This is a genomic window from Hymenobacter radiodurans, from assembly GCF_004355185.1.
GTDB lineage: Bacteria > Bacteroidota > Bacteroidia > Cytophagales > Hymenobacteraceae > Hymenobacter > Hymenobacter radiodurans.
Map to the genome: position 1 here is coordinate 3,790,075 of NZ_CP037922.1, position 24,032 is coordinate 3,814,106.

The 24,032-nt window shown below is 53.1% G+C and carries 18 protein-coding genes; 9 read left to right on the forward strand and 9 right to left on the reverse strand.

The genetic code is table 11. From position 1 onward, the window contains the following. Positions 1–143 precede the first annotated feature (143 nt). The gene (locus EPD59_RS17285; RefSeq protein WP_205703435.1) at positions 144–848 is read right to left on the reverse strand and encodes a helix-turn-helix domain-containing protein; all 705 of its coding nucleotides are present in this window, start codon (positions 846–848) and stop codon (positions 144–146) included. A gap of 234 nt (positions 849–1,082) precedes the next feature. Here EPD59_RS17285 and EPD59_RS17290 point away from each other — a divergent pair, with 234 nt between their 5' ends. The 8 genes from EPD59_RS17290 to EPD59_RS17320 all read left to right on the forward strand — a co-directional run bounded on the left by EPD59_RS17290 (position 1,083) and on the right by EPD59_RS17320 (position 7,425). Next, entirely contained in the window at positions 1,083–1,652 is a 570-nt protein-coding gene (locus EPD59_RS17290; protein WP_133273877.1) for a sugar O-acetyltransferase, read from the forward strand. Positions 1,653–1,873: 221 nt separating this feature from the next. After that, a complete protein-coding gene (locus EPD59_RS17295; protein ID WP_133273878.1) occupies positions 1,874–2,332 on the forward strand; it encodes a cyclophilin-like fold protein in 459 nt (152 codons plus the stop codon). Between the two features lie 79 nt (positions 2,333–2,411). Continuing rightward, complete coding sequence (locus EPD59_RS17300) at positions 2,412–2,909, forward strand: cupin domain-containing protein (protein ID WP_133273879.1); 498 nt, start codon at positions 2,412–2,414, stop codon at positions 2,907–2,909. Between the two features lie 90 nt (positions 2,910–2,999). Beyond that, positions 3,000–4,163 carry an aldo/keto reductase gene (locus EPD59_RS17305; protein WP_133273880.1) on the forward strand — a complete coding sequence of 388 codons (1,164 nt, stop codon included), beginning with the start codon at positions 3,000–3,002 and terminating at the stop codon, positions 4,161–4,163. A 56-nt stretch (positions 4,164–4,219) separates the two neighbouring features. Continuing rightward, positions 4,220–4,543, forward strand: coding sequence for a twin-arginine translocation signal domain-containing protein (locus EPD59_RS22795; RefSeq protein WP_394347201.1), 324 nt, complete (start codon positions 4,220–4,222; stop codon positions 4,541–4,543). Next, positions 4,540–5,388 carry an NAD(P)-dependent alcohol dehydrogenase gene (locus EPD59_RS24200; protein WP_394347202.1) on the forward strand — a complete coding sequence of 283 codons (849 nt, stop codon included), beginning with the start codon at positions 4,540–4,542 and terminating at the stop codon, positions 5,386–5,388. Before EPD59_RS22795 ends, EPD59_RS24200 begins: the two co-directional genes overlap by 4 nt. A 20-nt stretch (positions 5,389–5,408) precedes the next feature. Further along, on the forward strand, positions 5,409–6,155 hold the full coding sequence (locus EPD59_RS17315) for an SDR family oxidoreductase (protein ID WP_133273881.1): 747 nt from the start codon (positions 5,409–5,411) through the stop codon (positions 6,153–6,155). Positions 6,156–6,429: 274 nt separating this feature from the next. Then, the gene (locus tag EPD59_RS17320; RefSeq protein ID WP_133273882.1) at positions 6,430–7,425 is read left to right on the forward strand and encodes an aldo/keto reductase; all 996 of its coding nucleotides are present in this window, start codon (positions 6,430–6,432) and stop codon (positions 7,423–7,425) included. A gap of 623 nt (positions 7,426–8,048) precedes the next feature. On the opposite strand, the gene EPD59_RS17325 is transcribed toward EPD59_RS17320, so the two are convergent. The 5 genes from EPD59_RS17325 to EPD59_RS17345 all read right to left on the reverse strand — a co-directional run bounded on the left by EPD59_RS17325 (position 8,049) and on the right by EPD59_RS17345 (position 19,416). Further along, positions 8,049–10,799 carry a glycoside hydrolase family 2 TIM barrel-domain containing protein gene (locus tag EPD59_RS17325; protein WP_133273883.1) on the reverse strand — a complete coding sequence of 917 codons (2,751 nt, stop codon included), beginning with the start codon at positions 10,797–10,799 and terminating at the stop codon, positions 8,049–8,051. Beyond that, positions 10,796–13,258, reverse strand: coding sequence for a glycoside hydrolase family 2 TIM barrel-domain containing protein (locus tag EPD59_RS17330; protein ID WP_133273884.1), 2,463 nt, complete (start codon positions 13,256–13,258; stop codon positions 10,796–10,798). The genes EPD59_RS17325 and EPD59_RS17330 overlap by 4 nt, the downstream gene beginning before the upstream one ends. Positions 13,259–13,435: 177 nt before the next feature. Then, positions 13,436–14,629 (reverse strand): glycoside hydrolase family 88 protein, encoded by a 1,194-nt coding sequence (locus tag EPD59_RS17335; protein ID WP_133273885.1) that lies wholly within the window; start codon positions 14,627–14,629, stop codon positions 13,436–13,438. A gap of 249 nt (positions 14,630–14,878) precedes the next feature. After that, entirely contained in the window at positions 14,879–16,300 is a 1,422-nt protein-coding gene (locus EPD59_RS17340) for a RagB/SusD family nutrient uptake outer membrane protein (protein WP_133273886.1), read from the reverse strand. Between the two features lie 26 nt (positions 16,301–16,326). Further along, a complete protein-coding gene (locus tag EPD59_RS17345) occupies positions 16,327–19,416 on the reverse strand; it encodes a SusC/RagA family TonB-linked outer membrane protein (protein ID WP_133273887.1) in 3,090 nt (1,029 codons plus the stop codon). Positions 19,417–19,720: 304 nt separating this feature from the next. Between EPD59_RS17345 and EPD59_RS17350 the strand changes: the two genes are divergently transcribed. After that, positions 19,721–20,740 (forward strand): LacI family DNA-binding transcriptional regulator, encoded by a 1,020-nt coding sequence (locus EPD59_RS17350; RefSeq protein WP_133273888.1) that lies wholly within the window; start codon positions 19,721–19,723, stop codon positions 20,738–20,740. A 145-nt stretch (positions 20,741–20,885) separates the two neighbouring features. On the opposite strand, the gene EPD59_RS17355 is transcribed toward EPD59_RS17350, so the two are convergent. The 3 genes from EPD59_RS17355 to atpD all read right to left on the reverse strand — a co-directional run bounded on the left by EPD59_RS17355 (position 20,886) and on the right by atpD (position 23,938). Further along, positions 20,886–22,007 carry a trans-sulfuration enzyme family protein gene (locus EPD59_RS17355; RefSeq protein WP_133273889.1) on the reverse strand — a complete coding sequence of 374 codons (1,122 nt, stop codon included), beginning with the start codon at positions 22,005–22,007 and terminating at the stop codon, positions 20,886–20,888. A 169-nt stretch (positions 22,008–22,176) separates the two neighbouring features. Beyond that, a complete protein-coding gene (gene atpC / locus EPD59_RS17360) occupies positions 22,177–22,422 on the reverse strand; it encodes an ATP synthase F1 subunit epsilon (protein WP_084444313.1) in 246 nt (81 codons plus the stop codon). 10 nt (positions 22,423–22,432) lie between these two features. Then, entirely contained in the window at positions 22,433–23,938 is a 1,506-nt protein-coding gene (atpD, locus tag EPD59_RS17365; protein WP_133273890.1) for a F0F1 ATP synthase subunit beta, read from the reverse strand. Between the last annotated feature and the right edge of the window lie 94 nt (positions 23,939–24,032).

Here is a 24,032-nt window from a genome sequence, read left to right on the forward strand (position 1 = left end):
TCTGTACTCTCACCTACAACGTTACCTTGATTTCTTTAGCGGTTTTTTGGCCTTTAGTAGAGGAAGTTTTAGAGAATACTGCGTCTAATCAGGGAGAAGAAAAGCGGTCGTTTCGTCTACTTTACTTGTTTATAGTCTCCCCTCTAGCCCAATCGGCTTCGGTACTCACTTGGTGTAGCACCCAACAACTTTTTCACATAGCGGGTAAAAAACGAACGGCTGCTAAATTCCATCTCATTGGCAATCTCAGAAATATTCAGGTTTCTGTTTTGCAAGAGAAGAATGATGCGCTCCCTAGCGAAGCGTTGAATCCATTCAGAGGCGGTGACACCAGATGCCTTTTTGCAAATCTGGCTGAGGTATTTGGAAGTGATGTTCAACTGATCGCTGTAAAACTGCACTTCCCGCTCAGTCAAGCAATGCTCCTGTGCCAACTGCATGAATCGCTCATATAAGGTTCCGGTTTGCAGGGTGTGCTTCCGTCTTTCATACTCGTTGGCGAAGATGTGCCACATGTCGAGAATAAACAGCTGCATCTGCAAGTTCAGGGCTTCGTGGTAAAAGCGATGATCAGTTTCCGCCGCACGGTCACGCAGCCACTTGAAGTTCGAAAGGATTTTTTGCCTGTCATTTTTGCCGTGCAGTGTTTTGACCGGATAAACCCTAGAATGCAAGAGGGCATTAATACTCCAACCCTGGTCAGGCATATTGGTGTTCAAAAAATCTTTTTCCACCAGCAATACGGTTGCCTTAAAGCTTTTCGAAAGCTGCAAACCTGAAAGTCTGCTTTCGGCAAACCAAAACAAAAATTGCCCCCGCTCGCATTCCAGCAGCTGATCGTTGAACATAAACCTGATGCTTCCGCGATGACAGAATAAGTGGGTATGGTAAAGCCTTTCGAATTGATCGGGAAAGTCCTCCTTATCAGATATCACTAGTAAAATGACTTTCGGCATTGCTTCCTGTGGCATTGTATGGATTTCATCTGCTACTATAGGTGCTATTTGACATTATTGTCGAATAATGTGTAATAAATGAGAATTGATACCCCCTTAACTTTGTATGTATCAATCTAATACAGCATGCACACTTCCGATAAAGATATTTTTGAACGACTGAGGCAAGGGGAAACAATCAGCCCGAATGATTCGCAGAGTGGCCGATTGCGTGAAGCATCCTTTGCTACGATGGAATTGGTTCAAAGAATGAATAATTCCAGCAACCCGGATGAGATTAGAAGTCTTTTAAGCCAGATCACTGAAAGTGAAATCGATGCATCAACGGCTGTATTTCCACCCTTATACATCAATTACGGTAAGAACACCAAAATCGGGAAGAAGGTATTCATCAACTTTGGCTGCACCTTTTTAGACTTGGGGGGCATTACCATTGAGGATAATGTGCAATTGGCGCCCGGTGTGAAACTGCTTTCGGAAAGCCACCCGCTATCCTCCAGAGACAGGCAGTCGCTCGTTCCAAAACCCATTCACATCAAGCGAAACGTTTGGATAGGCGCGGCCGCCACCATCTTACCTGGGGTCACCATAGGAGAAAACGCCATCGTGGCGGCGGGGGCAGTCGTTTCAAGGGATGTTCCGGCCAACACTATAGTAGGCGGCATACCCGCCAAAATACTGAAGCCTATAGAATAGGCACACAGTAGCCGAGCCTACAGTACTGAGGTCATTCCAAAGGGTAGCCATATCGATTTGTAGGATAGGCTGAAGCCAATCCTGGTTGATGAAACAACGGTATTCCGGAGAAAGAATCCTGCTTCGGGGCGATTTCACTGAAAACAGCCCCAAAACGGAGGTATTGAATCAGCATCTCCGTCTTGTGCTCCAAAAACCCCACCGCCTACATCAGTTTTCTTATGAAAACAGTTCCTCTTTTTCTTCTACTGCTCCTCAGCTTAAATATATCTACCTGTACGGGCAATCAGAAAGAGCTTGTGGAGCCAGACACCCCAACTAGTGGGAACATGAACCTAAGGATAACAATTGGCCAGCGCGTATTTACGGCTACGCTCTATGACAATGCTACCGTCACGGCTTTTACCGCGAAGCTGCCGATGACCCTCACCATGGAGGAATTGAACGGAAACGAAAAGTACGTTGACCTACCGGACAATCTGCCAACCAATGAATCCAATCCCGGTACCATCCAAACAGGTGATTTGATGCTATATGGTGCGAGCACCCTGGTGCTTTTCTACAAAGGATTTTCCACCTCCTACAGGTACACCAGACTAGGACGCATCCATGACGCTAACGGGCTTGCTGCCGCATTGGGCGCCGGAAATGCCACGGTAACCTATGAACTGGCGCAATGAAGCAGACCGGTTAAGCTTTACGGGCCAGGCGATTCTGAAGGTGTAAGCCATACCTACGCCATACCCCAAATGAGATTGTATGAAGCAGCATAGCGCGATCAAAGCAACAGTGGCAGCCCTGGGAGTGGTGCTGTTCTTAAGTCATTGTCAACAGCAACAAACGGGGACTACCTCACCGGAAGAGCGGCCGGCCATCTTCCCCAAAGGGGAACTGGGACCGGCGGAAAACTTTACGGGCCAAGCCTGGAATACAGGCCTGGTTCCCAATGATTCTGTGTTTAATACGGTGGTGGGCAATGTCTATTTTGAGCCGGGGGCCAGAAGTAATTGGCACAGGCATCCGGCTGGGCAAATCCTGGTAATCACCGACGGGGAGGGATACCACCAGCTAAAGGGCCAGCCCCGTCAAACCCTCAAAAAAGGGGACGTGGTGAAGTGCCCGCCCAATGTGACCCATTGGCATGGGGCTAGCCCAGCGAAGGGCATGCAGCAACTGTACATTATCCCGAATACCGAAAAAGGCATTGTGGAATGGCTGGAACCCGTGACCGATGAAGAATATCACAAGTCGAAATAAGTCACTGTAGACCGTGTCATGTAGAACCAAGGGGTATGAAGGAGCCGCTTGATAATTAGACATTTTTATTCCACCAAAATATACGGAGCGATGGAGAAGAATAATGGTAAGCAGTGGGAGCATAATAACACAGATTCTGTACGGCGAAGAGACTTTTTAAAAACAGCAACGGTGCTGGGTATAGGGGCGATAGCTGCCGGACCGGTTAGTAGTTATGCCAGTGCTTCCCTGGAAAGCGAAAAGAGAAAAGCCATCGGTACCATTTTAACTAAAAAGCGGGTTTTAGGCGCAAAGAAGAATCCGCTTAAAGTGTCGGCCATTCAATTGGGCTGTATGGGTATGCATACTGGTCGTGGTATCCATCCGGATCATAAGAGCATGGTCAAGCTAATCAGGGAGGCGGCCGAACGGGGCTGCGACTTTTTCGATACCGCTGAAGTTTATGGGCCCTATATAAACGAAGAATTGGTTGGCGAGGCCCTGGCGCCCATCCGCAACCAAGTTGCCATCTCCACTAAGTTTGGGTTTGATATTGAGGGTACAAAGGGCTTAAACAGTCGGCCAGAGCATATTCGCAAGGTTGTAGAGCAATCACTCAAGCGCCTCAGAACGGACCGCATTGGCCTCCTCTATCAGCACAGGGTGGATCCCACCGTACCAATCGAAGATGTTGCCGGTGCCGTAAAGGATCTTATTAAAGCTGGTAAGGTTCTGCACTTTGGGCTGAGTGAAGCAAAAGCGGAAACCATCAGAAAGGCACATGCCGTCTGCCCTGTTACGGCAGTGCAAAGTGAGTATTCCTTGATGACCCGGCTGCCCGAAGATTTCATCTTTTCCACTTTACAGGAACTGGAGATAGGGTTTGTGGCCTATAGTCCGCTTTGCCGCGGTTTATTGGGCGGAAACCTGACCGAATATTCCGACTTGAAAACCAATGACATTCGGGGTGCATGGCCGCGCTTTCAACCGGAGGCAATAAAATCAAACATTCGGCTTGTCGAGGCGCTCAATGAGTTTGGTAAGACAAGAGGCATGACTTCCTCTCAACTATGCATCGCGTGGATGCTATCAAAGTATCCTTTTATTGTCCCCTTGCCTGGCACAACCAAGCTCTCGCATCTGGAGGAGGATTTACGCGCTGCTGACTTCGTCCTAACCGCAGCCGAGATCGAGGAGATTGAAAGCAGAATTGAGAAAATAGGGGTTGTTGGCGACCGCTATGACGCGTTGCAACAGTCGCGGGTAGAATATTAACCAGTCACCTAGCTGGCTGCAGGAATAGCAGTGATATATACCTGTAAAAAAATTCTATGAAAGAGAATAATCAACCATCCAGAAGAAAGTTCATTCAACAAACGTCATTGGCCACGGCAGGAGTATTGTTGGCGAGCCCCTTACCAATTTTCTCCCAAACAGCTGTTGCAAAAAACATTAGATCCAGAGCTTACGCTGCTAAAGACGCTTCAGGAAAACTGGTCCCTTGGGAATTTGAACGCAGGCCGGTCGGCGATAATGACATTCTTATTGAGATCAAGTTTGCCAGTATCTGCCATTCCGATATTCATCAGATGAAGGGCGACTGGGGGCACAGCCCTACCCGCAGGTTCCCGGTCATGAAATCGCAGGCATTGTGACAACCGTGGGCAAGAAGGTAACGAAGTTTAAAGTGGGCGACCGAGCTGGTGTTGGCTGCATGGTAGACAGTTGCCTGCAATGCGAAAGCTGCAAGCATGGGGAGGAGCAGTTTTGCGACAATGGTGCTACCGTCTTCACCTATGGCTATCCTGATAAAACGTCGCCTTCCGGTATCTCACAAGGCGGCTATTCCAACAACATTGTTGTGCGGGATCATTTTGCCGTTCATATCCCCGACCATATTTCCCTGGAGCAGGCGTCTCCCTTGTTGTGTGCCGGGATCACGACCTACTCCCCGTTGATGAATGCAGGTTTTAAACCTGGCGACAAGATTGGGGTGGCGGGTATTGGCGGGCTGGGCCATTTAGCGGTGAAACTGGCAGTGGCGAAAGGTGCGGAGGTGTATGCCTTCACGACATCGCCTGATAAAGTGAAGGATGTTCGTGGGTTTGGTGCCAAGGAAGTGGTAGTGGTAGATGACGTGGCTAAGCTGAAGCCTTATAAAGGAAAGTTCGACTACCTGATCTCTACAATCCCGGCGCAATTTGATGTGGCTGCCTATGCCTCGGTGCTGAAACGGGGGGGCTTTTTTACCCAAGTAGGTATGCCAGTTGGCTTCAATCTAACGCTGAGCACTATCGGGTTGGCCAATACACATGTCAATTTCAACGCTTCCTTGATAGGGGGCATGCCTGAAACCCAAGAGGTGGTAGACTATTGCGCAGACAACAAGGTCTATCCGCAGATACAAATCATAAATGCCAAGCAAATCAATGATGCCTGGACGAAGGTGCTCAATAAAAAAGCCCGTTACCGGTATGTGATTGATGCGGCAACTATCTAAGCATCAAACAAAATCAAAAAATGGAAAGTAACATTAAAGGTAAAGTTGTAGTAATTACAGGAGCAAGCAGTGGTATGGGCGAAGCGGCGGCGAAGCACTTGTCAGCCCTTGGGGCAACAGTTGTGCTAGGCGCAAGAAGAGCTGACAGGATTAAAATGCTGGCACAGGAGATACAGGACAATGGTGGACAAGCGCTTGCCTTCGCGGTGGATGTCACGCAGCGGGATCAGGTAAAAGGCCTGGTAGATGCGGCCGTTGCGCAATTCGGGCGGGTAGATGTTATCCTAAATAATGCGGGTATCATGCCCTTGTCGCCCATAGACCGTCTAAATGTGGAGGAGTGGGATACTATGATAGATGTAAATATCAAAGGAGTGCTTAATGGTATTGCCGCCGTTCTCCCCTACATGAAAGACCAAAAGTCTGGTCAGATCATCAATACTTCTTCTGTAGCGGGCCACAAAGTGTTTACTGGCTCTGCCGTTTATTCTGCTACTAAATATGCGGTCCGTGCCTTAACAGAAGGCTTACGGATGGAGGTGAAGCCCTATAATATCCGGACAACCATCGTTTGCCCCGGCGCTGTAAAAACAGAGCTGCTAGAACATATCACGGAGGCCGACATCCAGCAAGCAAACAAAGAGTATGTGGGAGCAGTAGGAATTAGCCCGGACAGTTTTGCTCGGGTGGTTGCTTTTGCCATCAGCCAGCCAGAGGATGTAGATATTAACGAGGTCATCTTTCGTCCAACATCCCAGGAACTTTAAAACTAACTTTATCCTGGGGCGATATGCTTCTAAGAAGTAGCATACTCATCGGGTACAGGAAACGGCAGGCCATGGAATAGCTGCACTAGGCTGGCCAGATTCGGGCCATCGGGATCAGCAATTTCCCGCTTGACCGCGTGATGGACCTGCTGCACTATACAGTAGCCTCAGCCGTTCATCAGATTGAGACGCATGCTTTCTAGCAGCGGATCGAAGACCAGCAATTCCTGCCGTCAGCACGTTCAATTCTTAATACTCTTTACGAATCACGGATATGCAACAACGCACATTAGGCACTAACGGATTGCAGGTATCGGCTCTCGGCCTCGGCTGCATGGGCATGAGCTTTGGCTACGGCCAGGCCCCCAACCAGCAAGAAATGATTCAGCTGATTCGGGCCGCCGTGGAGCAGGGCGTGACCTTTTTCGACACAGCGGAGGTGTATGGCCCCTGGGTTAACGAAGAGCTAGTAGGCGAAGCCCTGCAGCCCGTACGGGACCAAGTGGTCATCGCCACCAAGTTCGGCTTTGATATTGACCAAGTCACCGGCCAGAACCGTGGGGGCCTCAACAGCCAGCCTGCCCACATCCGGCAAGTAGTGGAAAATTCACTTAAGCGCCTGCGTACCGACCGCATCGACCTGCTCTACCAACACCGCGTCGACCCGAATGTGCCCATGGAGGACGTGGCCGGGGCAGTCAAAGACTTGATTCAGGAAGGCAAGGTGCGGCACTTTGGCTTGAGCGAGGCCGGCATGGAGGCCATCCGGCGCGCCCACGCCGTGCAGCCGGTGGCGGCCCTGCAGAGCGAGTATTCGCTGTGGTGGCGCGAGCCGGAACAGGAAATCCTGCCTACGCTGGAAGAGCTAGGCATTGGCTTCGTGCCCTTCAGTCCGCTGGGCAAGGGTTTTCTGACGGGTAAGATTGATGAACATACGGAGTTTGATAAGACGGACTTCCGCAACACGGTGCCGCGCTTCTCGACCGAAGCCCGACAGGCCAACCAGGCCCTAGTGGACCTGCTGGTCCGCGTGGCCCAGGAGAAGCAGGTGATACCGGCCCAGATTGCGCTGGCTTGGCTCTTGGCGCAAAAGCCCTGGATTGTGCCCATCCCCGGCACCACCAAGCGGCACCGCCTCGAAGAAAACCTCGGGGCCGTCGAGCTGGAGCTGACGACCGACGACCTAGAGGAAATCGAGCAGGCCGCTGCGCGCATCCCCGTGCAGGGTGCCCGTTACGCCGAGGCCCAACAGAAAATGATAAACCGCTAAGCGGGGGGCATTTTTTTCAACTTTCAACCAGTAATGCACCACCCCTTCTCCCGCAGAACATTGCAGGTAAGGTAATGGTCAGCAGCGGCCTGGGCTTCGAATAGCCGTCTTACTTCAACATCCTTTTCAATAAGTACGAGGGCCTGCCGCCCCTGGCTTTTCGAAGGCGGTTTGAGGGATGGAAGGGAAGCAGCTACCCATTTACCTATTGTACCGAACTTTAACCATGGCAATTACCCGGTTGTGTGCCTTCACCGGTTATGTTAGATGGGGCCACCTGGCTGCTTGAGAACCATTAAGCGAGTGGGTACCACTTGGTCAATCGAGCTTCTCCCGACGAGGCTGACTCGTTTCGCCGCGCCTGTGAGTATTTACTGGACCTCAGCTCCGTTCGCCAAGAAGATCGGTATTAACCGATACCTAGTGTTCCTACGGCCCAAGCCTGGTAGGCAGCAGCTAAGCGAGTCCGAGAATAAGTACTAAGAACTGACCGTGTTCAACTATCCAAATTCCCAGTAATATCCAGCAGGATTAGGTCGTTAGGATGAAGGGATGGCTTTATTCTCACCGGAGAGCAGAGTAATGCGCTTTGAGTCACTAAAAGTACCGCTGCATCTATCGGCTTAATACAGCCGCTTTATTTGAATACCATTGAGCATGGCTTCGCCTTGCTGGGCTTTGAAATCAACGCGTATGCCCTGCTTTGCTCGCGCCGATGCAGCTACCTTGAAGCTAACCGCTTGCAAGGGTAGCAGGTAGGTTTTGGCACTGAGTTCAGGCATCACTTCTTGGCCGTTAACCAAGACAGAAAAGGCTCGCTCCTGCTTAGATGAGGCATTTCCATTGATACCGGAGCCAGCTAAGTTGTACACCAGCTGCTCGCCCTGCGGCACGGCTTCCAGTTCGGCAAAATGCAGGACTACTTCATACTCACCGTCGGGCACGTCGGCGCGAAACTGGGTGAGGCCGAGGCGCTGGGTTTCGTAGATGGCATCGTATTCGGTGCCCAGAATGTTGCGGTCGGAGCCGTAGGGCACGCGGTTGCCGGCTTGCTTGTAGATTTTGCCCCCCACGCACCCCCAGCTACCCGGCGTGTAGGCTTGCTCCGGCACCCATACTTGGTGCAGGCGGTCATCGGTGAAGGTGCGCTCATCGCCCAGGCTCACGTTCAGTTCGGTGAAAGGCAGCTGCGCCGACGCCAGGTTTGAGCTCAGCAATTGAAAGTTGATATCAACCTGGTCAGAGACAACTTGCCCGGCTACCTGAGCTCGTAATTGGTTGACTCCATTACTGAATGGCACCTGAAAGCGAGCCACCCCAAACTCAGTCGGTTGCGTGCCTAGGTTGCGGCCGTTGAGCAGAAGCTGCACGGCGGGCTGATTAGTGTACACTTCCACGGGCTGCCGACAGTAAAGTGAATCGGACGTGGCAGCCGTGCCAGCTCGCAGCGTCCAGCCCCGGGAGCCGATTTTCACAAAGGGCGTTTTGAGCAAATGCGCCTGATAAAACAGGTAGGCATCCTTGGGCTGCCGGTCGCCGGTGAGCAGGCTTTTATTATTGATATGCGGCACGGCTTCCTGCCGCGTTTCCGAGTTGAACTCCGCCAGATTCCAGACGTTGCTGCCCGCCACGAAGGGCCGCTCCAGAATGGCTTTCAGGTAGACTAGATGAAACAGATTGGCGTACTCCGAGGTCTTATCGAAGCGCTGGGGCTGGAAGGAATGCAAGCGCACGTCGGAATCGGCACCGTACTCGGTCACTAGCAAGGGCTTGGTGGGCAGCTCGCGATGGTGCATATCCAGGAACTGCGCAAAACCCGACAAGTCGCCGGAATACCAGCCGCTATACAAGTTCCAGCCTGCGAGCTGGGCAATGGCGGGCAGGCCGGCTTGCTGGTAAAGCTTGAAATCGCCGTGGTTGACGATCATCGTGTAGCGCGCGGGATCTTCGCGGCGGGTTAGCGCTTCGAGTTGGCGGGCCAGTTCGGCTACTTTCGTCAGGTAGGCACGCCCGGGCTCGTTGTCCCGCTTGATGCCTTCGGGTAGGCGCAGCAGCACCTCGTTCATGTAGGTCCAGATGATGACGCTCGGGTGGTTAAAGCCCTGGCGAATCATCTCCGTTTGCATAGTGCGGCAATTAGCAAAGAAGGCTTCAGAGTCGGTAATGGCATTGACAATGGGAATTTCTACCGAAGCCAGAATGCCCAGCCGGTCGCAGGCCTGAAGCACGGCCGGGTCCTGCGGGTAGTGCGACACGCGCAGAAAATTGCCCCCCAGCTGCTTGATCAGCTCTACATCCCGCTCGTGCAGGGCATCAGGCAAGGCGTTGCCCAAGCCCGGAAAGTCCTGGTGACGGTTGGTGCCGATGAGCTTCAGGTGCTTGCCATTAAGGAAAAACCCCTCGGTGGCATCAAACCGATACCACCGCAGCCCCACCGGATTGCTTACTTCATCGAGGGGGGCTTTTTTCTTTACATCCAATACCTGCGACACGGCTCGGTACAGATACGGCTTGTCCGGCGACCAGAGCTGGGGCTGGCGCACGGGCGGCAGCTTCTGCTGAAACTGCCGCTTCTCCCCTGCTTTCAGCGTAAGGCTGGTTTGCCGCTTACTTACTACTTGGCTGTTTTGGTCGAGCAGTTGGGTAAGCACGGTCACCTTGCGCGCCGCCCCCGACGCATTCGTGAGCGCGCCGCTCACTACCACCTCCGCCGCCTCATTCGATACGGCCGGCGTGGTGATGAAAGTGCCGTTTGAGGCATGGTTATCTAGGTCGAAGTGCACAGGGTCAGCAGCAACCAGGTACACGTCGCGGTAAATACCGCCGTAGAAAGTGAAGTCGGCGGAGAGGGGCGGAATATCCGCGTTGTGGCGGTTGGTGAGCTTTACCAGCACCTCGTTAGCGGCCAGCCCAGTACCGGTGAACTTCAGATACTGGCTAATCGGGAAGCTGAAGGCCGTGTAGCCCCCGGCATGCCGACCCGCCAACTGCCCATTCACAAAGACTTCTGCTTCTTGGTTGGCACCCTCGAAGTATACATACACGCGGCGGCGCTGCCAATCGGTGGGTATGTGCAGCGTCTTTTTGTACCAGCCCACGCCGCGGTAATAGCCCGGCTCATCGTCGAGCACATCGGCGGCGTTCCAGGTATGCGGCAATGATATCTTTTCCCAGCCGGAAGCCGGCGCCACACTGCTGGCGAATTCCTGCCCCTCAGCTTTGCTAAACAGCCAGTTCGCATTGATGGACTGCACCACGCGCTGGGCCTGCGCTGGCATAATCAGCAACGTCAGCAGCAGGACTAGCAGCAGCTTATGCGTAAAGTTATTTTGCTTGTAAAAAAGCCCCCCAACCGACTTCGAATTCTTCCTCATAGCGTCAGCAGCACACTTTCCAAGTCCGGCGACTGAGCAGATACGGCGGTCTTGCCAGATTGGGCTTCGAGGCGAATAATGGCCCGTCCGTTATAGGCCTGCACCTTGCTGGAGCCACTGCTGGTACCTAAGTCATCGTGCAGCTTGCCCGCGCCGGCTAGGGAGAAATGCACCCAATTGGCCGCATCCAGGCACTGTACGCCCTGGGCGTCGAATAGCTTGGCTTCGACCGTGGTTAGGCCCTTAGCTTCGCTTATTTTTTCTAGGGTCAGGCGGGTTGGTTTGCCCCACTTCTGGGTTTGGTAGCGGAAGCTGATTTCGTCCTGCACCATCTGCTTACCCTGGCGCGCCACCACTTTCACCTGATTCTGGCCCGCTACAAACGGCACGGTCCAGTGCAGGCCGGCGGCGGGAAAATCCTGGCTGTTGCGCTTTTTTACGCCGTAGCTTTTGCCGTTCACAAACAGCTCGGCCTGCTCGCAGTTGGAGTACACTTTTACCATTTTCTGCTCGCCTTCATTGCCCCAGCGCACGGGCCAGCTATGCCCGTAGATGTGCACCATCGGCTTGGTGGTCCAGTACGATTGAAACACGTAATAGGCCTCTTTTTTAGTAAAATCGCGCTCTACCACTCCCTTCTGGTTCATGTAGGGCACGGGGTTGTCGGGGCGGACGGGTGTGGAGAAATCCTTGAAGGGCCAGTAAGCGGTGCCGCTGAGCCAGGGCATGGTTTCCTGCTCTTTCAGGTGCCAATCGACGAGGTTGCAGAGGTAAGATTCGCTCCAGTCGCCATCTTTCGAGACGCGGGCGCTGCCGCCGAATAAAGACGCGTCGCCGGCGCGTTCGTCGGCCCGCTGGGCGCTGCTGATTTTGGCCAGAGCGTTATCAGGGTTTTCGGAGTGGCGACCAGCGTGGCTGTCGCCGCCCCATTCCACGTGCAGAAAGCGTTTTACACTCTGAAACTCTTTCTCGCTAACTTCCTTGTAATCAGTGTACACTCCGCGGTACCAACCAGCCCATATGGAGGGCGAGTACACGTCTACGATGTCTTTGCAGAAGTCGCAGCGGCGGATGGCGGTGTAGCGGGCCGGGTCGAGCTGGTGAGACAGCGCGTTTAGCTCCTTCATGTAAGTCCGAATCTTTTCCTTATCGAACTCCGGAAAATCGCCGGGCCAGTCGTTTTCGTTGCCCAACCCCCAGATGATAACTGACGGGTGGTTGTAGTGCTGCTGAATCATGTTGGTGAGCATGCGGCGGCCCTGCTCCTGGTAAATTTTGCCCCCCAGCCCACCCCGACACCACGGAATCTCCTCCCACACCACGATGCCCAGACTGTCGCACTGCTGCAGCACAATGCGCGACTGCTGGTAATGCCCCAGCCGAATAAAATTGACGCCCATTTCCTTCATCATCCGCATCTCCTGCCGGATCATGGGCTCAGTCATGGCGGCAGCTACGCCCGCGTGATCTTCGTGGCGGTGAGTGCCGCGCAGCAGCAGGCGCTGGCCATTTAATTTAAACGGCCCTTTCTCCACAAACTCGATGTGCCGAAATCCAATTTTCTCGGTTTGCACAAAGGTGTCGGCGCCAGATTTTACGGTCACTTGCACCGTGTACAGCTGCGGTTTCTCTGGCGACCAAAGCTGCGGGGTTTTCAGCTGAAACGTGTGCAAATCTTGCTCGCCCGCTTTTACCGCATAGTTTGCCTGGTGCTTGCCAACCTGCTTGCCTTTGGGGTCCAGCACGCGCACCTGTACCTGGGTTTCGCCACCCTGCGCGGGTTCCTGAAACGCAGCTTTGATGCTCAGCCGGCCCTGTTTGCCGGCCGGGTCAACTTCCGCTTTGGCCATCACCCGCTCCAGCGAAATAGCCGGCACGTGCACCATGTTCAGGTAGCGATAAAGCCCCCCATAGAGGTTAAAGTCCGATAAATCGGAAGGCATCATCTCCAGGTCGCGCGAGTTGTCGCTGCGGATGGAGAGTGGAATTTTGCCTTTGAATTGCTTTTGGAAGGCTTCCGTTTTCTGGAAGTCGGCAACGGCTTGGGTAATATCGACCGTCCACTCGTCGTAGCCGCCCACGTGGCTACCTACTTTGGTGGTGTTGATATAGACCTCGGTTTTCTGGCCGGCGCCCTCAAAATGGAGCAGTGTGCGGCCGTTGGTATATGGGTTTTGCACCTCAAGCTGCGTGCGGTACCAGCCGGGTCCCTGGTAGTAGTTCACGTCTGGATTGACCGCATCGCGAGCGTTGAAACAGTGCGGCAGCGTTACTTTCTCCCACAGCGGCACGCTTTCCGGATTGCCGGCTCCTACGGGCCGCACGGCCTCCCACACGCCACCAAGGTCTTGTTTTACGAACTCCCAGTTGTCAGTCAGACGGGTACTTTTTTGGGCGAAAGCAAATTTGCCCCCCAACAGGAAAATCAGAAGTAGTATAGTGAGTTTGACGACTTTCACAGGCTAATGGTTAATGCGTATTCTTTCAGTTCTCACTGAACTAAAAGTTGCTTCGTGTTTACTCAAATAAGGCGGTCATGCAGCGCAGCGCGAAGCATCTCGCGGGCTGATGCAGGATTACTACTCTTGGTAAACACGCGAGATGCTTCGGCTCCGCCTCTGCATGACGTTCTGGGGTTACTGAAGCGCCAATGTCGTGTAGTTTTTGTGGCGCCACAGGGCTTCCAGGAAATAATAATCGGCGTACACCAGCGGCACATCGATTTCCGATTTAGAAGGCTTGTTGCCGGTGGAGTGCTTCAGCAGGAAAAAGTTATTTGTGCCTGCCGCTGCGAGATACTGCGGCGTGCAAAGGCTGCTGAGCATCGCTGTTGCAGACTCATAATACTTCTTTGGGTTCTTGGCATACTTGCTCAGTTCCAGCAACCCCGAGGCAGCCACGGCGGCGGCCGATGCGTCGCGGGGTGAGTTGGGGATGGCAGGGTCGTTGAAATCCCAGTAGGGAATGTGGTCGGGAACCCTGTTGGTTTGCTTGATGAAATAGTCGGCGGCGTTTTGGGCAGCGGTGAGGTACTGCTTGTTGCCGGTGAAGCGGTAGAGCATGGTGTAGCCGTAAATCGCCCAGGCTTGGCCCCGCGCCCAGCAGGAGTTATCGGCAATGCCCTGGTGGGTCATCTGCTTGCGCAGCTTGCCGGTGGCCGGGTCGAAATCGAGGACGTGGAAGGTACTGTGGTCCTTGCGAAACCGGTACTTCAGATCGGTATTGGCGTGTGCTTTGGCGATGCGCGCTAAGGTTGTGTCGCCGCTGAGCTTGGCCGCCGACAGCAGCATTTCCAGGTTCATCAAATTATCGACGATAACCGGATACGTGAACGGCGCGAAATCCCAGGAGCGAATGGCGCCGACCGTCGGGTTGAAGCGGCGCACCAGCGTGGCCGAGGCTTGCAACACTACCTGCTTGTACTTCGGATTCTGCGTGAGAGCGTAGCCCTGACCAAAGGAGTTATTGATAATGAAGCCCAGATCGTGCGTGCTGGTCGTATTCTTCTCCGCCTCTAAGGTTTCGGTCCAGGCGGCGGCGCGGCGGCGCCAGCTTTCCTTCTTGGTAAGCCGGGCCATGTACCACAGGTTGCCGGCGAAAAACCCGCTGGTCCAGTTGCGGGAAGAAGTGAGCAGAATCGTACCGTCCTCTTTGCTGCTGCGTGGATATTTCGTGCTATCCGGGTATTGACTTAAATAGCCCGTGTACTGCTTCTCGGCCAACGCAAGCACTTGCTCCACCGGAATAGCAGTGACTTTTTGAGCAAAACCTGCTTGGCCCACTAGTACCAATGCGAAGAGAGAAAAAAGGGCTTTGTGCAGTACTCCCATTACTTCAGGTTAAGAATGAGTCAGTGAAAGGCGGCGCGAATGCTGCTGATTTCGATAACGTAGTAGCCAACGGATGATGGCATATGGAGCGCCCGAAAATTGCCCCCCAGCCAAGTAACTAGCGGCTGGGGGGCAATTTCTGATAGTCGGCGTGTGGACGTGTTTTTCCGGCAGCATTTGCAGATGCAACCGCACGCTCACCACGCATTCGTGACTACCAAAAAAGCCCCCCGCCGTAGTTTTTGAAGGCTAGAAGCCGGGATTTTGCGTGAGGTTGGGGTTGAGCAACACTTCGCTCTGCGGAATCGGGAATAGCAGGTAGTTGTCGCTAATGGTGCGGTTGAAGGTGGCTTGCTGCACCGGCTTCAGGCGGTTGAGCCGAATCAGGTCGTAGCGGCGGTGGCCTTCGTTGCACAGTTCCCAAGCGCGCTCCCGCACCAGCAAATCCACAAATGCATCTTTGGTAGTGGCCGTGAGCGGCAGCGGCGCCAGGCCCGCCCGTACGCGCACCCGGTTGATGCCTTCGTACTTGGCCGCGTTCCCCGCATTTAGGTTGTTGTACGCCTCCGACTGCATCAGCAGCACGTCGGCGAAGCGGGTAATCAGCCAGTTCACGCGCGAGTCGTTGCCGATGCGGCGGTCGTCGCGGAATTTGTTGAAGTAATACTGAGGCAGCACGGTGGTGCCGGCGCGGTTGCTCACGTTCCACTCTTTGCGCACATCGGTAGCCGCGTAGGAGTTGACAAAAGCATTCGAAACCGTGAAGGAGGCAAACCCACCCAGCAGCGCCGGATAATTCTGCCGCACGATGATATTACCCACGTTGGGGGGCAAATCGAACTGCACGGAGAGAATATGCTCCGGGCCGTTTTCCCGATCTGGCAAGAATACGTCGCCGTACACCGGGGACAGGCTATAGGTATTGGAAGAAATTACGCGGTTGCAGGCTTCCAGCGCACTCTGGTTGTCCGTGCCTTGGGCAAACGCCGTGCTGGCGCGCGTCAGGTATACTTTGGCCAGCATAGCCGAGGCTGCGCCCGTGGAAATGCGGCCTTTGCTGGCGGCCGGAATCTGGTTTTCGGGCAGGCAATTAGTTTCGGCAAACTTCAGATCGTCGATAATCTGCTGGTATATCTGCTCCTGGGGCGTGCGCGAAGGCCGCAAATCATCATTGGGGCCAGCCACGGGGGCCAAAATCAGCGGCACATCGCCAAAGCTGCGCACCAACTCAAAATACCCCAGAGCCCGCAAGAAGCGCGCGTTGCCGATGATATTATTTTTGCGCGCCTCATCCATATTGATGGGGGGCGTTTTTTGGATTACATCATTGGCCCGACTGATCATCCGGTAGGTGTTGATCCACCAGAAAGCTATTTCGCCGTTGTTAGCGGTGTAGGTGTAGCGGCTCAGCTCGGCGCGGTCGCCGGTGGCGGCGCCCACCACTTCCATGTATTCGCCGGGCAGCTCCGTCACCAGCCACACGGTGCGGCCATAGTGCGTTTGGGCTTGCATGGTGCTGAAAACGCCGTTTAGGGCCGCAGTGGCGTCGCCTTCGTTTTGATAAAAGTTGCTGCTCGTCAGGAAGTCGTAGGGCTTTTCTTCCAGAAATTTCTCGCAGGAGGAGAACAAGCCAAGTGAACAGATGCCCAGGAGAATAATCTTCTTTTTCATGTCAGTACCGATTATTACCTAGTTGATTAAAAGCCAATCCGCACACCGGCAATGAAGGTCCGGGTGGTGGGAAATGCGTTATAGTCCGTGTTTTGGCTCAAAGGCGAGTTGTTGGGGTTGCTGCGGTCGCCAAACGAGTTCACCTCCGGGTCGAAGCCCGAGTAATCCGTAATCGTAATCAGATTATGCCCCGTCACGTAGATGCTCGCCGATTTTACGGTGGCGCTGATACCTTGTGGCACGGGCACTTGGAAGGAAATGGTAGCGGTTTTGAGGCGCACAAAGCTGCCATCTTCTATCACGTCGCTTGTGATGCCCGTATTGCGTCGCACTACGCTGTTGGCTTTCGGGATGGTGTTGCTGGTGCCGGGGCCAGTCCAGCGGTCGACAACCGTTTTCAGCTTATTAGGAGCTACAAACCCCGATTCCAACTCGTAGCGGTTCAGGTTCAGAATATCGGAGCCTTCTACCCCTTGAATAAAGAAGTTTAGGCTAACTGGACCGAGGGTGAAGTTGTTGGTGACGCCATAAATAAACTTGGGTTGGGCCTGCCCGATGATGGTGCGGTCGTTGCCGTCAATTCTGTTGTCGCCGTTCAGGTCGGCGTAGCGCGGGTCGCCGGGACGCACGCTGGTGGTGATGCCGCTGGCCGTAATTTCTTCAGGCGTCTGCCAGATTCCCTGAAACACGTAGCCGTAAAATGCGCCAATTGGCTCCCCTACGCGCAGCACACTCGTCGCGCCTGTGGCGCCTGGGAAGATGCTGGTGCTCGACTGACCCACAAACCGCTCCCGCTCCCCGTTCAGGTCGAGCACTTCATTGCGGTTGAGCGACAGGTTCAGATTGGTATTCCAGGAGAATGCTTTGGTGTCAAAATTCACCGTATTCAAAGAAAACTCGAAGCCTTTGTTCTGCACGCTGCCGGCATTTTGCAGAATATTGGAGAAGCCCGAGGTCTGCGGGATAGACACTTGCAGCAGCAGATCCGTAGTTTTCTTGTAGTAATAGTCCGCCGTTACAGTTATTCGGTTTTTCAGGAAAGCCAAGTCAATGCCCACATCGGTAGAAGCCGTTGATTCCCAGCTCAGATTCGGATTGGGAATATTAGAAGCCGTCAGGCCAACTAAGCGGGTAGTGCCCGCAGTGTACGCGTTCAAGCCATAGCGTCCCACCGACTGATATGAGCCGATTTCCTGGTTGCCGGTAATGCCGTAGCTGGCGCGCAGCTTCAGGTCGCTGAAAGCAGTCAGGTTCTCCATGAAACGCTCATCGATAACCCGGTAAGCCACGGCCGCCGATGGGAAATATCCCCATTTATTGTCTTCTCCGAAACGCGACGAGCCGTCGGCGCGCATGGTAAAGGTGAACAGGTATTTCTCGAACAGGCGGTAGTTGACGCGGCCAAAATAAGACGCCAGCGTATTCTGGTTTTTCCCGGATGAAGGCGTCAGCACATTGGCACCAATACCGATATTGTCGCTACCCAGCGCGTTCGTAAAAAAGTTGTTTGCTGAGGCGCTATAGTTGCCATTTACAAACTGCTGCGACGTAAGACCCACCACCACATTCAGCGCATTATTCTCGTTTAGCGCCCGGTCGAAGGTCAGCGTGTTTTCATTCAGCCAGCTATAATTACTGTTCGACGCTTTCGTTGCCGAGCCATTGGTATTTTGCCCTACAAACACTGTGGAGGGAATAAACTGGTCGCGCTGGTTGCCAAACACATCAACGCCGCCGGAAATGCGCAGCTTCAAGCCCTTCAGAATTTCATACTCGCCGGCCACATTAATTAAGCCCCGCGTGATAGTTGCCTCGTCCTTGGCCAGATCAGCGTAAGCAACGGGGTTACCCCCAATTTCCACGTAGGGAATTGGCTGGTTTTGTAAGGTGTAGTTGCCATCTGCGTCGCGCACGGTTTGCGTGGGGCTAAAACGCAGAGCGTCCAGCACCACGCCGCCAAGGCTCCCCCCGTTGCTATTCACGGTCGTGCGCTGCTGTTGCGTCCGGGAAATTTGGCTGGTGAAGTTGAGGTTGATTTTATTACTGATCTTCTTATCCAGATTCAGTCGAATGGATCCACGCTTGAAGCCCGAGTTCTGAATAATACCGTCCTGATCGAAGTAGTTGAAGCTCAGGTTGTAGCGCGTCTCCGCGTTGCCCCCATTAAAACCCAGCTGGTAGTTGCTTATCCGGCCCTGGCGAAAAACCTCGTCCTGCCAGTTGGTGCCTTCCCCAAACTGATCTATCTGTTGCTGAGTAAAGGGTAAAGGCGTAGTCGTTCTATTTTCTAAGTTATTGAGCGTCTGGGCTTCATTCAGGTACGTAGCATACTCCGTGGCATTCATCAGCTCATACTGCTTCCGAATGTTGCTCACGCCGGTATATGCTTCAAAGCTGATGGTATTTGCGCCGGCCTTGCCTTTTTTAGTGGTGATAATCACGACACCATTTGCCCCCCGGCTGCCATAAATGGCGGTGGCCGACGCATCTTTCAACACCTCAATCGACTCGATATCGCTGGGGTTGATGGAGTTCAGGTCGCCGGCGCCCGGAAAGCCGTCAATCACGAACAGCGGCTCGTTGCCGGAGTTGATGGAATTGGTACCCCGAATCCGGATAGAAACGCTGCCGCCCGGCTCCGAATTCGTTTGTGTAACCTGTACGCCACTCACGCGGCCTTGCAGTATCTGTTCGGGCCGCGTAATGGGCGTTTCGGCCACCTGCTCCGCCGATATGGAAGCGACGGCGCCTGTTACGTCCTGCTTGCGCTGGGTGCCGTAGCCCACTACCACTACATCATTCAGTTCCGTCGTTTTCTCCTTTAACTGGACTGAACCAACTGTAGAATTGCCCCCCACACTCACTTCCGTCGACTCAAAGCCGATAAAGGAGAACACCAGTACTGGCGAGCTTTCAGTGGGCACCGACAGACTAAACCTTCCTTCAGGATCAGTGGAAGTACCCGTGGTAGTGCCTTTCACAACTACTGAGACTCCAGGGAGCGGCGCCTTATCGACGGCGCTCAGAACGGTGCCGGCCACCTGACGGGTTTGGGCATGTGCTGATAAGCTCGCGACCAGCGCCAAGAATATCAGCAAAAGAGTAGGTGTTCGCATGGGACGGTGGGCTTAGTGGAGAATTAGTATTGTAATCTCCGCAAACTCACTGGCTATCAATCATCGGGGGCTTTTTTATTTACGTAAACGTTTACAGTGATTAATAAAAAACTCTCCGTTTAATTATCTAAGATTGGCAGAGAATCGGATTGGGGATTTATCTCGGGCGCTAAATTCATTTACCAAAAATCAATCTAGCACCATAGGTGTCACCTCTGCGGCTTCTTTTACCTGCCAGTTTTGCCCCCAATGATCACATTAAAAACGAAATAATTCGTTTGCTCTCATTTTAATAATTTGATTGATGGAGCCGGTAAACCTGAAGCGACTTGCCCAAGAACTCAAACTTTCTGTGGCTACAGTATCCAGAGCTCTGAATAACAGTAAAAGCGCATCACAGGAGACCAAAGCCAGAGTATTGGCCATGGCCCAAAAGTTGAATTATGAGCCAAATCCACACGCCAGCAGCCTACGCCGACACAATAGCAAAACAATTGGAGTAATACTTCCGGAAGTAACCAACCCCTTTTTTTCCTTAGTAATAGATGGAATTGAGGAGGTGGCGCGCGATAATAATTACCACGTATTAATTTATCTGACGCATGATAATTATCAGCGTGAATTAGCAATTACCCGATTATTGGTTGGGGGGCGAATTGACGGGGTTTTGATATCGGTTGCTAGCACCAGTCAGAATTTTGATCATCTAGATTTACTAAGACAACGAAATATTCCAACTGTATTTTTCGACCGGGTGTATGACGGCCTCGACACGGCGCAGGTAACGACTGATAATTATGAAAGCAGCTACGCGGCAACTTGCCATCTTATTGATAACGGCTGCCGCACAATAGCTCACTTGGCAGTTTCGAACAGCTTATCCATCGGGCGTACGCGCACGCAAGGCTACGTTGCCGCTCTACATCAAAACGGAATTCCTTTCGATGATGAACTGCTGCTACGCGCACAAACCACTAAGAACCAGGATGTGGCTATGATTCAAGGGTTATTGCAACGTAGACCGGATATCGACGGAATTTTCGCGTCGGTTGAGAGCCTAGCAATGAGTAGCTATGAAGCCTGCCAGAATCTGGGGCTGTCTATTGTAACAGATATAAAAATCATAGCCTTTTCCAATCTCGAAATCGCCTCTTTTCTGAGTCCTCCCCTCACTACTATTACCCAACCAGCCTACACTATGGGCCGAGAAGCCGCCCGAATTCTATTCGAAGCACTCCTTGAAAATACGCCGATTTCAGCCAGCCACAGCCTAGAATTAAAATCAACACTGGTTGTCAGAAGCTCTACTCTGGCAGTGAGCTAAGGAGCGCGCGCAATTCGATTCTGAATTGAAGGATTCGCTCAGAGTAGCAAGACGAACCCTAGATTGAGCGCAAATGAATAGTGGGGGGCAAATTAGTGACGCCATACTGGCTTTAGGGCACATATCCGCGTTGGACTGTGGCTCTTTATCCCAAAGCCTGCTCTAGATCGGCTACTAATTCTTCTTTCAACTCAATTCCCACCGATAAACGAATCAGACCTACGGTGATGCCCAGTCGTTGCTGCTGCTCAGGCGTGAGGGCGCGGTGTGAAGTGCTAAGTGGATGCGACAGCGACGAATCAACGCCCGCCAAGGACGGAGCAAATGGAAAGCGCTGGGAGCGGCGCATAAACTGATTCACGAGCTTCTCATCATCGGGCAAACGGAAGGAAAGCATACCTCCAAACTGCGTCCCGCCTTGGCGAGCGGCAAGCGGGTGCTCCGCATGATTTGGCAACCCCGGATAATATACCTCTTGTACGAGCGGGTGGCGCTCTAGCATCTGGGCTATGGCCAGCGCGTTGGAGCTGTGCTCCTGCACGCGCAAGCGCAGCGTTTTGAGTCCACGCACAGCCAACCAGCTCTCCATTGGGCTCAAAGTCAAGCCCATAACCATTCCGATCTGCCGCAGGCGAGCGGCAATTTCAGGAGACGCAGCCACAACAACCCCGGCTGTTACATCGGAATGGCCAGCTAGGTATTTAGTTACGCTGTGTAGCGTAATATCGGCGCCATATTCAATGGGACGAGTAAGCAGAGGCGTGGCAAACGTATTATCAATAACCAGCTTTACGTCGTGCTGATGGCACTCTTCGGCCAGCGCCTTCAGATCAACCACGCGCAGCAACGGATTGCTCATGGTTTCGGCTAGCAACAGCCGGGTGCGGGGTTGCAGATGAGACTTTAGGTCATAAAGCTCGTCGAAAGGCACATAGCTCACCGAAATTCCCAAGCGACTAAGCTCCTGATTCAGCAGAGCCGCCGATCCACCATAGATATCGGCAGCGCACAGCACATGGTCACCGGCTTCGCAGTATGCTAAGATGGCCGCTAGAATAGCTGCCATGCCGGAACCCGTTGCAATTGCCCCTTGCCCACGTTCCAGCCGGTTTACCGCCTCGGCGAGTTCATCGGAGTTGGGATTGCCATTCCGTGAATACATGTAGCGGCTGCCGGGCTCATCGAAATACTGCGCTATGCCATCCAGATCATCAAATTTGAAAACCGACGTTTGATAGATGGGAGTGATTTTAGGATGAATATGCATACAGAATGATGTTGCCGAATCTCGGGATATCGGTACTGTGGGGGGCAAAATTAGATCGGTCTTGCGCTAGTAGCTCTTCCTCACGAATGGTCAAAGGAAGTAGGATCAGCCAAAAACAAAAAAGCCTTTCCTAGCAAAGGAAAGGCTTTTTATTACTACATGAACCAGCTTAGGCAACTACGCCTTCCGCCAGCACGATAACATTGTTGCGCAGCACTTCTACCACGCCACCTTCGATGCGGAAGGATTCGCGGCCCGTAGCGCTGTTCACGTTGATGCTACCCGCTTGCAAAGCACTGATAAGCGGAGCGTGGTTATTAAGCACTTCAAAAAGTCCATCCGCCCCTGGAAACTGAGCCGAAGTGACCTCGCCCGCAAATATTTTCCGGTCTGGCGTGATGATTTCTAAATGCATGTCAGTTGAATTACTTTGCTTCAGCAATCAGACGCTCACCTTTCACAACGGCATCCTCGATAGTACCAACAAGGTTGAAAGCTGCTTCAGGTAGATGGTCGTGCTTGCCGTCGATAATTTCGTTGAAGCCACGGATGGTGTCTTTGATATCAACCAATACCCCTTTCAAGCCAGTGAACTGCTCAGCTACGAAGAAAGGCTGTGACAGGAAGCGCTGCACGCGCCGAGCGCGGTTAACGACCTGCTTATCCTCCTCCGACAACTCATCCATACCAAGAATGGCGATGATGTCCTGCAGTTCTTTGTAGCGCTGTAAAATCTCTTTTACGCGCTGAGCGGTGTTGTAGTGCTCCTCCCCTAGAACCTCAACCGACAGAATGCGTGAGGTAGAGTCTAGTGGGTCCACAGCAGGGTAAATGCCAAGCTCAGCAATCTTACGCGACAATACTGTTGTAGCGTCCAAGTGAGCGAAGGTGTTAGCCGGCGCTGGGTCAGTCAAGTCATCGGCAGGTACATATACCGCCTGTACCGACGTAATAGAACCACGCTTAGTAGAAGTAATACGCTCCTGCATAGCACCCATTTCGGTGGCCAGCGTGGGCTGGTAACCTACGGCTGAAGGCATACGACCCAAGAGAGCCGATACTTCCGAACCAGCCTGGGTAAAGCGGAAGATATTATCAATAAAGAACAGGATGTCGCGGCCTGAACCAGTACCGTCGCCATCGCGGAAGCTTTCAGCGATAGTAAGACCTGACAGCGCAACACGAGCACGAGCTCCGGGCGGCTCATTCATCTGACCGAACACGAGCGTAGCCTGCGACTTCGCCAGTTCTACCTCGTCAACTTTTGACAGATCCCAGCCGCCTTCTTCCATCGAGTGCTTGAACTCAGCGCCGTAGCGAATGATGTCCGACTCAATAAACTCACGCAGCAAGTCATTTCCCTCACGGGTACGCTCACCTACACCAGCAAACACCGACAAACCCGAGTAAGCCTTTGCGATGTTGTTGATCAGCTCCTGAATCAATACGGTTTTGCCTACGCCAGCACCACCAAACAAACCAATTTTGCCACCCTTTACATAAGGAGCCAACAGGTCAATTACTTTGATACCAGTGAAGAATACTTCCGAAGTCGTAGCCAGATCCTCAAACGGAGGAGCCGAGCGGTGAATCGACATAGGTCCATCACTCTTGGGCTGAGGGATGCCGTCAATGGCTTGGCCAATTACATTGAACAAGCGGCCTTTTACGCCTTCACCAGTCGGCATCGAGATGGGCGAACCCAAGTCGCGCACGATAGCACCGCGGGTCAGACCCTCGGTCGAGTCCATGGCGATGGTGCGCACCCGGTCTTCGCCTAAGTGCTGCTGGCATTCGAGGATAACAATCTGGCCGTTGTCTTTTATGACTTCCAGCGCGTCGAGAATGTTGGGGAGGCGCGTGTCATCACCGGCGAAGCTTACGTCCACTACGGGACCAATTACTTGGGTGATTTTGCCGTTATTCGCCATTGTAGGTCTTTATATAGATGGGTGGCAACGTTTTCAGGCCGCAAAACTACGGCTTAATCCCCGCTTTGCCAAAGCTCCCATGAGCGGAAAGTTT